The organism is Metabacillus lacus (genome assembly GCF_009674805.1).
In the GTDB taxonomy this organism is placed as follows: Bacteria; Bacillota; Bacilli; order Bacillales; family Bacillaceae; genus Metabacillus_C; species Metabacillus_C lacus.
In genome coordinates this window covers 1-12,905 of sequence record NZ_WKKI01000072.1, presented here as the reverse complement: position 1 = coordinate 12,905, position 12,905 = coordinate 1, and the positions used below count along the sequence as shown (strand labels likewise).

Genomic DNA, 12,905 nt, shown 5'->3' with positions numbered 1-12,905 from the left:
TAACCCGCCATGTGTGGGAAGAATACAAAGAGAAGGTGCGTCTAAACAGACTCTCCCTCTCCGGAAAAATGCTTTATGGGCTTCGCTATTGCCGGTTACGGGGATTACCCAATGCGAGTGAGCAAGTGTTACTCACCGCAGCGTGCCAGAATATGAAAAAGATCGCCACACACCTAGCCAAGCTAGGATAATAGTGGCGATCTGAGCTTTTTAAATCAAAAAATGTGTAGATCGATGAAAAAAGAGAAATTACAAAGAATAAAAAAGCTTGTGGAAGAAACATATAGTACCTTTCTCCACAAGCTGAGCTCCACTGCTGTGGAGCTTTTTCTTATTACAATAAGGCCTGGGACGCAGTCCCAGGCAAATTTCTGTTAATAAAGTCCAAGAATATAAGGTCCAAGCAAAGGACGGTATTTAGTCTCAAGCATCAGTATTTCTTCTTGAATCTGCGGCTGAAATTTTGATGTACCAGCTTCTTCATGTGTACGAAAATGAATGAGTACTTCATCTAAATAATGCATATGGCAGCCGGAAAGAAGCAAACGGAACCACATGTCGTAATCATGTGTATATCTGCAGGATGGATCAAACTCTCCGACCTCTTCAAGAATACTTTTCTTCACTAAAATGGTACATCCATTTACAGGATTTCCTTGAAGGAAATAGAGATAAACTTCTCTATAGTCGTTTGTAAATCTTTTGCCGCACCATGGAATAAGAATATTCTCATCTTTATCTATATAATGATAATTTGTAAAACTGAAGTCTGCATTTCTTTCCTTCATAAATGCCATTTGCCGTTCAATTTTTTCAGGAAGAAAATAGTCATCGGAACTGAGCCAGGCAATATAGTCTCCCTTTGCTCTTGAAATGCCAAGATTTAAAGCAGTTGCTGTTCCTCCGTTTGCTTTTCTAACATAGGTAATGTCTTTCAAATAAGGCCTTAGCTTATATGCATGTTTAAACGATCCGTCATCTACAACAATAACTTCTATATTAGGATATGTTTGATTCAGCGCACTTTCGACAGCCTGCTGTACATATGAACAATTATAAAAAGGGATAATGATTGAAACTTTGGGAAACATGAGCAACCTCCTTGAATTCTTTTATTCCCCGCTTCATACACTATGTGTTGGAAAGTAATTTTGTACTAGGAAAATCTTTGTTTACCAGTAAGACATAGCTGATCTTTACAAACTTTCTTAATCTAAAAATCTTCAAAACTATGGAGTTCCGATTGGCGGCATACCAATAAGTATCCAAGTGTCCGGAAAGGAGCAGTACCTATGAACATACTATTTGTTTATTATTTACCGAGCGGAGGAGTTGAAACGCTTAACCGCCAAAGATCTTCAGCATTACAAAAGAGAGGAATTCACCCTGACTTTCTTTATTACAGAAAAGAACGTGAACTTGTGAATGATCATGGAGCGGAGGTGCTAATTACAGCAAATGATGCTGAAATTCAGGAGTTCATTCTGAGAAAAAATTATGCAGCTGTTATCGTCACGTCAGATTACCTGTTTATGCCGAAATTACGCAGCTGGGGCTATCAGGGACCTGTCATCCTGGAAATACAGGGACTTGGTTCAATGGAACAGGCGCGCCATCAGCTGTTAAGCGCACAGCCCTATGTGGCTGGTTATGGAAGTGGGATCTTGAGTTCAAAAACTCCTCACATTATTGAGCTGCTAAAAGAACTTTATCCTGCTACCCCGACATACATTATTAATAATTGCTTTGATGAAACTTCATTTCAATACCAAGTGGGAAGTGCTCCTTCTTCTCCAGTTGCAGCATGGATTGGCAGACTGGAGGATAATAAAAACTGGCGCGAGTTTTTACTGATTGGACACAGGCTGATCAACGAATATAACAGAAATCTTCAACTCTGGATGTATGAGGATCATACTCTTTCGTCTCCAGCTGAGAGAGCTGCATTCCAAAGTCTGGTTGTTCAGCTTGGAATTCAGCAGCAGTTAACTGTTCATTCCAACATTCCGCATAGGGAGATGAATAAGCATTTTTCCCGAATTGGAGATTCTGGAGGATTTCTTTGTTCTACCTCTAAAGTAGAGGGGTTCGGTTACGCCATTGTAGAAGCAATGAGCTGTTACTGCCCGGTATTGTCAACACATTCTGATGGTGTTTCCTTATCAGTTATCCATAATACAACAGGAAAATATTATACCCTTGGGAACATTGATGAAGCTGTAAAAGAGTCAGTTGAGCTGATGAGCAACGCTTCACTAAGAAAAAGCATTAGGGAAAAGGCGTATCAGCATATTCAAACTGCATTCAGTCCAGCACAATATGCTGAGGATTTCTTCGAAATGGTAAAATCATGTAATGAAGACTCCAACTAACTAGTCCGTCCCTTAAAAACACCCTGCTGAGTAACAGGGTGTTTCTTTCATTATTTACAGACTTAATAGTTCATCTTCCACAAGCTCTTCAGCTACAACACGATGTGCAGTAACAAGTTCGCCTGCTGCATTTTTGCCCCATGCTGAAATTTCAATATTGTCTGCTGCTGGGCCAGATGTGTTAAATACGAATTCATAACCTTCAAAAGCAGCAAAGTAATTTCTTCTTACTACTTGATTCGGCGCAAGCTGAACTAACTCCTGAACGTACAGGGTTCTTGTCCCATTTAAGAAATATCCTTCAATTAAAACTGAGGAAGACTGTGAAGCATTCTGGTTGTCAATTAAAACTGTCAACGTTTGTGTATTTCTAACTCCTGCCACAGCCGGATTAAAAATAGGTCCAGTTGTAAATCTTGCCAATGTTATACCCTCCTTTATAAAGGCCCCCATTTGTAAAAAAGATCTACAATATGAGGGCTTAGGTTTTACATTATACTAGTGAAATTAAGCTCCAGTGGGTCCAGTGTCACCCGTAGGTCCAGTAGGACCAGTGTCGCCAGCCGGTCCAGTGTCACCCGTAGGTCCAGTAGGACCAGTAGGCCCAGTGTCGCCAGCAGGTCCAGTAGGCCCAGTGTCGCCAGCAGGTCCAGTAGGCCCAGTGTCGCCAGCAGGTCCAGTGGGTCCAGTGTCGCCGGCAGGTCCAGTGGCTCCAGTGTCGCCAGCAGGTCCAGTAGGCCCAGTGTCGCCGGCAGGTCCCGTGGCTCCAGTGTCGCCAGTAGGCCCAGTAGCTCCAGTATCACCGGCAGGTCCAGTGGCTCCAGTGTCGCCAGCAGGTCCAGTAGCCCCAGTATCACCGGCAGGTCCAGTGGCTCCAGTGTCGCCAGTAGCGCCAGCAGGTCCAGTAGCCCCAGTGTCGCCGGCAGGTCCAGTAGCTCCAGTATCACCGGCAGGTCCAGTAGGACCAGTAGCTCCGGCAGGTCCAGTAGCTCCTTCTACTGCACCAAGCAGTTCAGAAGCCAGAATTCGATGGGCAGCTACAAGTTGTCCAGAAGCATTTCTACCCCATACGGAAATGTCAATACTTTCCGCTGCAGCACCACTTGTTGTGAACTGAAAATCAAATCCGTCCAGGTTAGCAAAATAATTTCTGGTTATAACCTGGTTGGGTGCAATTGTAAAAGCTTCCAGAACATATAAAACTCTGCTGCCGTCCAGAACATATCCTTCCACAAGAACGTCAGAAGAATTAGCTGGATCTGTGTTTTCATACTTAACTGTGATTGTCTGAGTCGGCCTTATTCCCCCGACCGGACTGTTTTCAATAGGTCCTGTGGATAAAACAGCCATTCATTCAATCCCCTTTCTCTTAAAATATTAGTGAACAATAGATTAATAGAGATAGCACCGCATCAATTGTTCGTTCTATTCTATGTAGCGTAAGGAGAAAGTGATTGGGGCAAACCTGTATATAAGTATGGATTTTTAATTCTTTTAGTAGATTAAAAAAACAGCAATGGAATTCTTCCCATTGCTGAATCGTTCATTCTCATTATTAAGTACCGTAAGTAGTATGGATTACGGGCTTAAAATTGACAACTTCGATAATAACCGGAGTACCTGCTGGAATAAATGACTCCTCCGGGACAGAAATGATTAAGTTGCCGATATCCCCTTCTCCGGCAGTGTAGGCAAAATTATCAGCCATTTGGACAATGCCGTTCACATACACGTTAAAGTAACTATTGTTAGGGTTTAAATGAGGCAGTGATTCTGCATTTTTTCCAGAATCATCAAGGAACTGAGATGCTTCAATTTTAAAATCGGTACCTTGATGGAGATTCTCCGTTATTTCATGAAAAAAACAAGAGATCGATGGTACTACAGAAACTTGAGTGTCTGAAGTAACAGCAAGCTTTATAATTTTTCGAGACATGAATGTTCCTCCCTTTTTGTTCACATTTACAACATATGTAGCTGAAAAAAAAGGGCGAATGATGGACAAAACAAACCTGAAATATGAGACAAATGCCCAGGAAAAACAAAAACACATTTCCCGTTTTCCTCTATATAATGCTTATAGGTATTTACCTAATTTGAAATCGGAGGGAATAGGAGTGAAACATAACAGAACGAAAGGGAAAACAGACTCTCCTAAGCTTTTTTTTCCGGTTTTGCCCGTGCAGGAAATTCGCAGGTCTCAGCCCAGACAGGTTCATTCAGAGGAATATTTTGCAATTGCTAAAGGTGAAAGTAAGATTTATACCGTTGAAGATGGAATAGAAGGCGATGGAAACGGCAGCATTGGAGATCCTGCAAAGGCTTCCTATATCAATTTATTTATCAATGGCATTCTTCAGCCGAAAACAAATTATGAAGTAAGTGAAGGAAAGCTGATTCTGAAAACAGATGATGTGCCTCCGGACGGAACTCCGATTATTTTGCAGATGGTTACTTTCTAGATTACTGCCCGCATGGTGGTAATCAGTTACATATAAAAATAACTGCTTTTATAGACATGTGTCTATACAAGAGAGGAAGTCCCACAATAAAGTTATGATATAACCACTAATTTTAGAGGAGATGTCATATGAAAATATTGCTTGCCACTTATTGGACAGTTCCGCACTTGGGAGGAGTATGGAATTATATGGTGCAGCTCAAGGAAAACCTTGAGTCGCTTGGGCATGAGGTGGATTTGCTCGGATATGGAGAAGACAACACTTTTATCCATAAAGTAAATAAGGATCAAAGAATTGAAAAAGATAAACTGCTTCCTTTACTTCAGGCTAAAATTACTCCTGAAAACTATCCGGGAATTTATGCTAATAAACTTGTCGAATATACGGAATTTCAAAGGTATTGTTATGAACTGGGAGCTGTTTATCTTGGAATAGATCAATACGATATCATTCATACCCAGGATGTCATTTCCGCTGCATGTTTGAATCGGGTACGTCCTAAAGAAACACCGCTTGTTGCCACACTTCATGGATCAGTTGCCCATGAAATCAGGCATCAAATTGCCACAATTCATAATACGCCAAACGCCTTTATGGCAAGAGCATACTATGACGAGCTCGAACATCTTGGAGCGACTTCAGCAGAGACGACGATTGTCGCAAACAACTGGCTTAAAAATATTCTGACAGATGAATTTGGCGTAGCGGGAGATCAGATTAAGGTGCTTCATTATGGATTTGATACAGAATCTTTCCTGAAAAGAACTAGAATCCCTTCCAAAATTGTTCTGCCAAAGGATAAAAAAGTCATTATCTATTCCGGAAGGCTGGTGCCGTTGAAGGGTGTACATGATTTATTGTTTGCCCTAAAGGACTTAAAGGAAAAACGGGATGATTGGGTATGCTGGATCGTTGGTGACGGAGACAGTAAGGAAGAAATGATTCTGCAGAGAAACAAACTTGGTCTGGAGGATCAGGTTCTCTTCTTTGGGAGCAGAAAGGATGTTCCTTACTTGCTGGCCAACTCTGATATATATGTACTGCCGAGCCTGCTTGAAAATCAGCCTCTATCAGTTATTGAAGCACAGCTGGCAGCCAAAGCTGTGATTGTGTCGGATGCAGGCGGGCTTCCTGAAATGGTTGAACATGGAGTAACCGGAATTATTACGCCAGCCGGTAACCCGGCCAGACTTTCAGAGCATCTGTATGAGCTGCTTGATAACGGCAGGCTCCGCAAAACCCTTGGTACCAATGCGAAAAATTGGGGATTGTCACACTGGTCCATTAAACGCGGGGTGAAAGGGTTAATGGACGTTTATAAGGATGCAATTGCAAAACGGAAGAAGGTACTTCAAGATGAGCAAAATCCTCAACAGAGTTAAGGAACTTTCAAAGAGTATGTATTCTTCCTTCAAATTCTACTACAAAAAATATTTCTCGCAGGATGAAGTCCCTGGTCATTCTTTAGCAGCAGCTGCAAATAGGGGGGAAACAGCCTCTAACGTCTTCTTGAAGAGAATTGCAGGAGCTGATCAATACGATTCCCTGTTTCACAAACCTGCTTCTGCCCCAAATCTTTTTGTTCAAGGGGAATTATGGAATGGAATACAAGAAAACCTGCCAAAACATTATACCATTCCTTTCCAGGAAACAGTTGCGCTTCTGAAGCCTATGGAAAGCAATTCCTATGACAGCTTGTTCCATAATTCTGTCAGCACCCCTGACCTTCATGTGAACAACACGCTGTGGAGAGGCATTTCCGGCAAGCTTCCGGAACAGTATATTCTGCCGAATCAGCATTCGCTTGAGATATTCTCTCAGCTTTCAGGAGACCAATATTCGAAGAAATTTATAAGGAACGATAAAAGCAGCTCTGGTTTATTTGTGAATGCTCAGCTGTGGGAAAACATTACGAGGGCACTTCCGATAAACTACAGCATTCCTTACAGGGAAACCTCATTGCTTATAAATGCTATGAGTGGAGATGCATACAGCCATATCTTTCTGAATCCTTCAACAAAGAAAACTTCTGCTTTTGTTGAACCGATTATTTGGAATCCAATTAAGGAAAAACTGCCTGTTGAGTATCAGGTGCCCCGCCGTGAATCTCTTCAGATGCTGAAGCTTTTTAATGAAGAACAATATGATCACTTATTTATTAATCCAACTAAAAAAGGCTTGCAGGTGGATGATCTTCTATGGAATACGGTTTTGTTTTCTCTTCCAAAGGAATATAAAATTCCCCAGATATCTATGGCAAAACTAAATGGACAGATAACCTGAACCTGCTGTAACAGCAGGTTTCTTCTTTATGCGGTGTAGGTTTCCGCTTTCTTCTATAAAAAGGCTGGCTGCCGCAACCGTCAGAAGTATATTTATCCGAATTGTAAACGAATAACCAAGCACAGATACAACAGGTGCATAGACTAAAGGGAAAAGCTGCTAAGGAAGGGAGAGAGAAGATGCCAAAAATTGTGATTGCTGAAGCAGGAGGCTCTAAATGGATCCAGGAAGCAGTGAATGCTGTTGATGAATATGGAACCGTCCTGCTTTCTCCTGGTGATTATTTTGAAAACATAGAGTTAAATAAGCCTGTTTTCCTTAAGGGTGCCAAAGCGGGAAGTGCTGCAAGAGAAAGAGAGCACGGGAAAGAAACAGTGATTCACGGATGCATTTTCATCCACTCAAATGGAGGGGTAGTGGACGGTCTTACTGTAATAGACTCTGCAGAAAAAGCCGGTATTATTATGTCTGAAGCTTTTTCAGGCTGCAGAATACTGAATAATTGCATCAGAGACAATGAAAACGGGATTTTTTTGCGAACGAGCGGAAATGAGCAAACGCTTATTGATGGAAATATCATTGAAGATAACAAGCTGAACGGTATTTTCACGTTTGAAGGAATATCAAACGTAATCATCAAGAACAACATTTTTACAGGACATGATTATGTACAGGGAGCAGCTATTCATTTCGGGACAGCAGGAAGAGATGCAAACCTTCTTATCTCAGGAAATCATTTTGTGGACGAAGCACCTGTAGTTTTGGCGAATACTCAGCATGTGATTATAGAAAGCAATCGGTTTCTCGGAAGCAGGGTATCTGCTGTTTTCCTTGGAGGAGGTACAGCTGATACCCTGCTCAGGGATAACACCATTCAGAATAATTTTTATGGCATTCAGCTTACAACTTCTATAGTCGTGAAAGAAAATAAGCGGCTGGTTCTTACAAATAACCATATTGAAAACAATATCTACGCTGTACTTTTGAATTTTGAAAGCTACAAAGGCGCTGTGATGGCCCGTCATAATTACTGGGGAGCAAAGAAACTTTCAGCTCTGGAAAGCCGAAACAGCATTATTAACCTTGATTTTTCTGCAGCTGTTCTGACTGAACCTCTTTTAGAAAAGAATATGGAAACTGAAGAATGAAGGATAAAAAAACAAGTCGGGAAAGGAGCAGGCTAATGAAAGCGGTCGTTACAGGGGGTGCCGGGTTTATCGGCTCACATCTTGTGGAGGAGCTCGTAAACAGAGGAATTGAGGTACACATTATTGATAACTTGGTAAGCGGCAAGCATCACAATATTCATCCATTGGCCATCTTTTATCCATATGACATATGCAGCCCTGAGGCCAAAAAGGCGATTATGGATATTCATCCTGATTGTGTTTTTCACCTTGCTGCACAGGCGGATGTTTCTAAGTCCATTAAAGAACCTCTATACGATGCACAGGTGAACATCAGCGGTACCATCAATATTCTTGAGGCATGCAGGGATGCATCTGTCCAAAAGATTATTTTTGCATCTACATCAGCGGTTTATGGAAATTTTCAAGCAGAAATTGTATCAACGGAAGATCCGGCTCAGCCAATATCCTATTACGGCCTTTCAAAATTATCGGCAGAAAACTATATTCGCGTCTTTTCCCAGCTTTACGGCTTGAACTACAGCATTCTGAGGTACGGCAATGTATATGGACCGAGGCAGCAGCCGAAGGGGGAAGGCGGAGTGATAGCGGTATTTCTGCAGAAACTCAAAGAGAATGTTCCACTAAGTATTCATGGGGATGGAGAGCAGTCCAGGGATTTTATCTATGTAAAGGATGTTGTATCTGCCAACATTGCAGCAATGAAAAACGGTCATCAGGAAACACTTCATGTAAGTACGGGAAAGAGCACGTCAATCAACAATCTGGTCAGGGTCCTGGAGGATCTGCACCCGGAAAGTATTAAAGCAAGGTACACCTCTGCCAGGTTTGGCGACATTAAGCATAGCTGCCTTGAAAACAGCCATACATGCAATCTATTAAAGTGGGATCCTCAATATGATATTTTAGAAGGTTTAAAAGAAACATATGTGTTTGTAAGCGATCAATCCTAGGGATGCGGCACATTTTTTTTAGATTGAAGCAAGTGCCTTTCCTCATCATGTTGTTTTAGCATTTACTAATAATAGATAGAGATAAATGATATTCTCAATGAAGGAGTTGTATGAGTGTGAGTTTGGAAGGTTTAAAAGGCAGCTATGATGCTGTTATCAGTTTGGGTGATCTTTGTTTAACATCTATTCAGCTGAAAAAAAACGGGCTGAGAAACTTTTCGGGAGTTCTTGATTGGATGGCATCTCCAAAGCTATCTGATGTGAACAGGCTGCTGAAAAATAAATTTTCCGGTTTTTTTGACAGAGGCAATTTACGCATTATCGGATATGCAGGAGATACCATGATTTGTGTAGCTGATGATCACTACGGCCTGGTTAGCAATCATGACTATGGGACTGATAAAAATACCCTGCAATATCTTGGCTCTCATGATGAAGTGATCAACAAGTATAACCGAAGAATTCAAAGAGTTCTTCATACAATGGAGACGGCAGAACGGCTGTTGTTTGTCAGAACGGAAGGCAGCTTTGAGGAAGTTCTGGAGCTGCAGGAGGTTTTGTCAGAGCTTGTTAAAGGAGAATTTAAGATTTTGCTAGTTAATCATGGCAATGTTGACGGAATTGTAGAAAGATCATGGCCTGTAGAGGATATCTATTCTGTTACTCTTCCTAATGTGGAGAAGTGGGAAGGCAACAATCATCTTTGGAAGCAGCTGCTGGAAGGCGTCCAGCTTAAGGGCTGATTTTATACAGCATGAACAGCTGAGAGGCTCGTTTATGCTTTTTTATTTTTAGGGGAATGCTCCATTTGAGTTTGGCAGCCAGAAGCAGGTTCTTTCGGTGAATGGAAAATAAAGATTGATTATATCAAATTTTCAAAAAATGATTGACAGGTAAATGATAACCTTGGTAAAGTTATACTTACAATTTCATAACAGATTTCTTATCCAGAGAGGTGGAGGGACTGGCCCTTTGAAGCCTCGGCAGCAGACATGTGTACTGTGCCAATTCCAGCAAGCTGTAAAGCTTGACAGATAAGAAGAGAAGTCCTGTTCGGGCGATGTTCAACCTCTTCTTATTTTTGAAGAGGTTTTTTGTTTTGTCCAAGAGGAAAAAAAAGATTGGAGATGAAGAAGAATTGAGCAAAAAAATGATTTTAAATGCTTTTGATATGACAAGTGCAATGCATAATTCCCATGGATTGTGGAAGCATCCTGACAGCAAAAGGCAGAGAAGATATAAGGATCTGGATTATTGGATTGAGATTGCAAGGCTTTTAGAGAAAGGGAAGTTTGACGCAATCTTTTTTGCAGATGTACTGGGGCTTTATGGTACTTACCAGCAGAGCAAGAAACCGTCGATCAGAGACGGCCTGCAATTTCCCATTAATGACGGCATGCTCGTAATACCGGCCATGGCAAGCGTGACAAAGCATTTGTCTTTTGCTGTTACTGTCAGCACTACATATGAACCTCCATTTGGTCATGCAAGACGCTTTTCTACACTGGATCATTTAACAAAAGGCAGGATAGCCTGGAATGTGGTGACCTCCTATCTTCCCAACGCAGCAACGAATTTCGGTCTTCAGGAAATGATTAAGCATGACGAGCGTTATGAAATTGCAGATGAATTTCTTGAAGTGTCCTACAAGTTATGGGAATCCAGCTGGGAGGATGAAGCCGTGATTGAAGACAAGGAAAAAGGGGTGCTGATTGATCCCGATAAAGTGCACGAAATTCATCACAAAGGAGAGTATTTTTCGGTAGAAGGCCCTCATTTAAGCGAGCCTTCCCTCCAGAGGACACCGGTTTTATATCAGGCAGGAACTTCTGAAAAAGGACGGGAATTTGCAGCAAAGCATGCGGAATGCATCTTTGTTGGCGGTCCTACACCGGAAAGAATTTCTTACTATATTGAAGATATCAGATCAAGGGCTGAAGCTTATGGGCGGAATCCGCAGCACCTTAAATTCTTCTCTTTTTTAAGTGTGATTGTAGGCAGAACTCAGCAGGAAGCGGAAGATAAATTTTTGGAATATGCCTCATTATGGAGTCCTGATTCAGCAAAAGCCCAATTTGGGGGAGCGAGCGGCTATGATGTGGCAGAATTTAAAGAAGAAGAATATCATCAGCCCTTTGAATACAAAAAAACGGAGCATGCTCACTACAAGGCAGCCCTGCTGACAAAGGATGCCGGGAAAAAGCTTTCCATAAAGGAAGCCATTTCACGTCTCGAACAGCTGGACCGGCAGACCGTCATTGTCGGAAATCCTGAACAGGTGGCAGACGGAATTCAAAAGCAATTCGAAGCATCCGGAGTGGACGGCTTTAATGTTAACCATTTTATCACGCCCGGCAGCCTTGAGGAATTTGTTGACTTAGTCATTCCGGTCTTGCAGGAGAGGGGTTTATATAAGCTAGACTACGAAGAAGGCACGCTGAGAGAAAAGCTGTTTGAACACGGAAGCAGCCGGCTTCCTGAAGACCATCCTGCCAGTGTTTACAGAAAAACGCCCATAGCGGCGAGGGGAGTGTAAGAGATGAAGAAAATCTTGTGTATTGCTGCATTTGCTTTAACCATTTTACTGTCAGCGTGCAGCGGTTCAAATGAATCCGCTGGTGCAGAGGAAAAGAAAAAGCTCGTATTCGGGGCAACCATCCCATACAGCGATATGCTGGAGAAAGGCGTAAAACCGCAGCTTGAAAAGCTTGGCTATGAAGTGGAAATAAAAGAATTCAATGACTATGTACAGCCTAACCTTTCCCTTGCCAACGGCTCATTGGATGCTAATCTTTTTCAGCATAGAGTGTATCTGGAAGCCTTCGCTAAGGAACATTCTTTGAATCTTGCTGAGGTCATCGACGTACCAACAGCTCCGATTGGCGTTTACTCTAATAAAGTGGAGAATTTGGAGGATCTCCCGGAAGGCAGCCAGATCGCCATTGCCAATGATCCGACCAATCTGGCACGTCACCTGGGAGTTTTGAGCAAAGCAGGATTGATTACATTTTCTGATGGTATCGATCCCTTACGTGCCACTGTAAAGGATATTCAGGGAAATCCAAAAAAATTTACATTTGTAGAAATGGAGGCCGCGCAGCTTCCCCGCTCGCTTTCATCTGTGGATGCTGCAGCGGTGAACGGCAACTTTGCGATCTCAGCAGGTCTGGATTTAACGAAAGCACTTGTTCTTGATGTCGTGGCACCGGAAATTCATAACAGAATTGTGATACGTACAGAAGATAAAGAGAAGAAGTATGTAAAAGATATTAAGAAAGCAGTGGAATCAGCAGAATTTAAAAAAGTGATTGATGAGGACTTTAAGGGTTTTCATAAGCCGGAGTGGCTGGCAGATTAATCAGCAGCAAGGCATTGTACCATTGCGAACAGCTAACTATACTATTGAGAAACAGGCGGAAAGATGACTCTTTCTGCCTGTTTCTATGTTCATGGAAAACCAAAAAGTAAAGTGCAGAAGCAGGCTGTAAAATAGAACATGTGAAGGATCCTGGTTGAGCAGCCCGCCTGCTAAATAGGCGGAACAATTCCGCTTATTGGAAAAACATCATAAAAAAAGCCCTGAATAGACGGAGATATTCCGTCTATAGCTTCAAAACAGCATGAAATCAGGGCTTTTCAGGAGCATAACCGGAAATGCTGCCCTTATTTAGCCTTAAAAAAGCTCAT

At 42.0% G+C, this 12,905-nt stretch carries 13 protein-coding genes, 1 pseudogene and 1 riboswitch; of the genes and pseudogenes, 10 read left to right on the top strand and 4 right to left on the bottom strand.

Features of this window, described 5'->3' with window-relative positions; all coding sequences use genetic code 11:
• A pseudogene (locus GJU40_RS20875) lies at positions 1-191 on the top strand (IS5/IS1182 family transposase); the annotation flags it as partial.
• Positions 192-374: 183 nt separating this feature from the next.
• On the opposite strand, the gene GJU40_RS19430 reads toward GJU40_RS20875, so the two are convergent.
• The gene (locus GJU40_RS19430) at positions 375-1,091 is read right to left on the bottom strand and encodes a glycosyltransferase (protein ID WP_154309711.1); all 717 of its coding nucleotides are present in this window, start codon (positions 1,089-1,091) and stop codon (positions 375-377) included.
• A gap of 201 nt (positions 1,092-1,292) precedes the next feature.
• Here GJU40_RS19430 and GJU40_RS19425 point away from each other — a divergent pair, with 201 nt between their 5' ends.
• A complete protein-coding gene (locus GJU40_RS19425) occupies positions 1,293-2,372 on the top strand; it encodes a glycosyltransferase family 4 protein (protein ID WP_154309710.1) in 1,080 nt (359 codons plus the stop codon).
• Between the two features lie 54 nt (positions 2,373-2,426).
• Here GJU40_RS19425 and GJU40_RS19420 read toward each other — a convergent pair whose 3' ends face one another.
• The 3 genes from GJU40_RS19420 to GJU40_RS19410 all read right to left on the bottom strand — a co-directional run bounded on the left by GJU40_RS19420 (position 2,427) and on the right by GJU40_RS19410 (position 4,308).
• A complete protein-coding gene (locus GJU40_RS19420; protein WP_154309709.1) occupies positions 2,427-2,795 on the bottom strand; it encodes a hypothetical protein in 369 nt (122 codons plus the stop codon).
• An 84-nt stretch (positions 2,796-2,879) separates the two neighbouring features.
• Positions 2,880-3,722 carry a collagen-like domain-containing protein gene (locus tag GJU40_RS19415; RefSeq protein ID WP_154309708.1) on the bottom strand — a complete coding sequence of 281 codons (843 nt, stop codon included), beginning with the start codon at positions 3,720-3,722 and terminating at the stop codon, positions 2,880-2,882.
• Between the two features lie 205 nt (positions 3,723-3,927).
• Positions 3,928-4,308 carry a DUF4183 domain-containing protein gene (locus tag GJU40_RS19410; protein WP_154309707.1) on the bottom strand — a complete coding sequence of 127 codons (381 nt, stop codon included), beginning with the start codon at positions 4,306-4,308 and terminating at the stop codon, positions 3,928-3,930.
• Between the two features lie 181 nt (positions 4,309-4,489).
• On the opposite strand from GJU40_RS19410, the gene GJU40_RS19405 reads away from it, so the two are divergent.
• The 8 genes from GJU40_RS19405 to GJU40_RS19370 all read left to right on the top strand — a co-directional run bounded on the left by GJU40_RS19405 (position 4,490) and on the right by GJU40_RS19370 (position 12,576).
• Positions 4,490-4,834: a DUF4183 domain-containing protein gene (locus GJU40_RS19405; protein WP_343031639.1), complete on the top strand. Its 345-nt coding sequence runs from the start codon at positions 4,490-4,492 to the stop codon at positions 4,832-4,834.
• A 128-nt stretch (positions 4,835-4,962) separates the two neighbouring features.
• Positions 4,963-6,216: a glycosyltransferase family 4 protein gene (locus GJU40_RS19400; RefSeq protein WP_154309706.1), complete on the top strand. Its 1,254-nt coding sequence runs from the start codon at positions 4,963-4,965 to the stop codon at positions 6,214-6,216.
• The gene (locus GJU40_RS19395; RefSeq protein ID WP_170289461.1) at positions 6,191-7,117 is read left to right on the top strand and encodes a hypothetical protein; all 927 of its coding nucleotides are present in this window, start codon (positions 6,191-6,193) and stop codon (positions 7,115-7,117) included. Before GJU40_RS19400 ends, GJU40_RS19395 begins: the two co-directional genes overlap by 26 nt.
• 179 nt (positions 7,118-7,296) lie before the next feature.
• Positions 7,297-8,265: a right-handed parallel beta-helix repeat-containing protein gene (locus GJU40_RS19390; protein WP_154309704.1), complete on the top strand. Its 969-nt coding sequence runs from the start codon at positions 7,297-7,299 to the stop codon at positions 8,263-8,265.
• A gap of 35 nt (positions 8,266-8,300) precedes the next feature.
• The gene (locus GJU40_RS19385; RefSeq protein ID WP_154309703.1) at positions 8,301-9,218 is read left to right on the top strand and encodes an NAD-dependent epimerase/dehydratase family protein; all 918 of its coding nucleotides are present in this window, start codon (positions 8,301-8,303) and stop codon (positions 9,216-9,218) included.
• 116 nt (positions 9,219-9,334) lie between these two features.
• Positions 9,335-9,961 (top strand): DUF1796 family putative cysteine peptidase, encoded by a 627-nt coding sequence (locus GJU40_RS19380; RefSeq protein ID WP_343031638.1) that lies wholly within the window; start codon positions 9,335-9,337, stop codon positions 9,959-9,961.
• 197 nt (positions 9,962-10,158) lie between these two features.
• Positions 10,159-10,259, top strand: a riboswitch (SAM riboswitch).
• 97 nt (positions 10,260-10,356) lie between these two features.
• On the top strand, positions 10,357-11,754 hold the full coding sequence (locus tag GJU40_RS19375; RefSeq protein WP_154309712.1) for an LLM class flavin-dependent oxidoreductase: 1,398 nt from the start codon (positions 10,357-10,359) through the stop codon (positions 11,752-11,754).
• Positions 11,755-11,757: 3 nt separating this feature from the next.
• Complete coding sequence (locus GJU40_RS19370; RefSeq protein ID WP_154309701.1) at positions 11,758-12,576, top strand: MetQ/NlpA family ABC transporter substrate-binding protein; 819 nt, start codon at positions 11,758-11,760, stop codon at positions 12,574-12,576.
• The last annotated feature ends 329 nt before the right edge of the window (positions 12,577-12,905 follow it).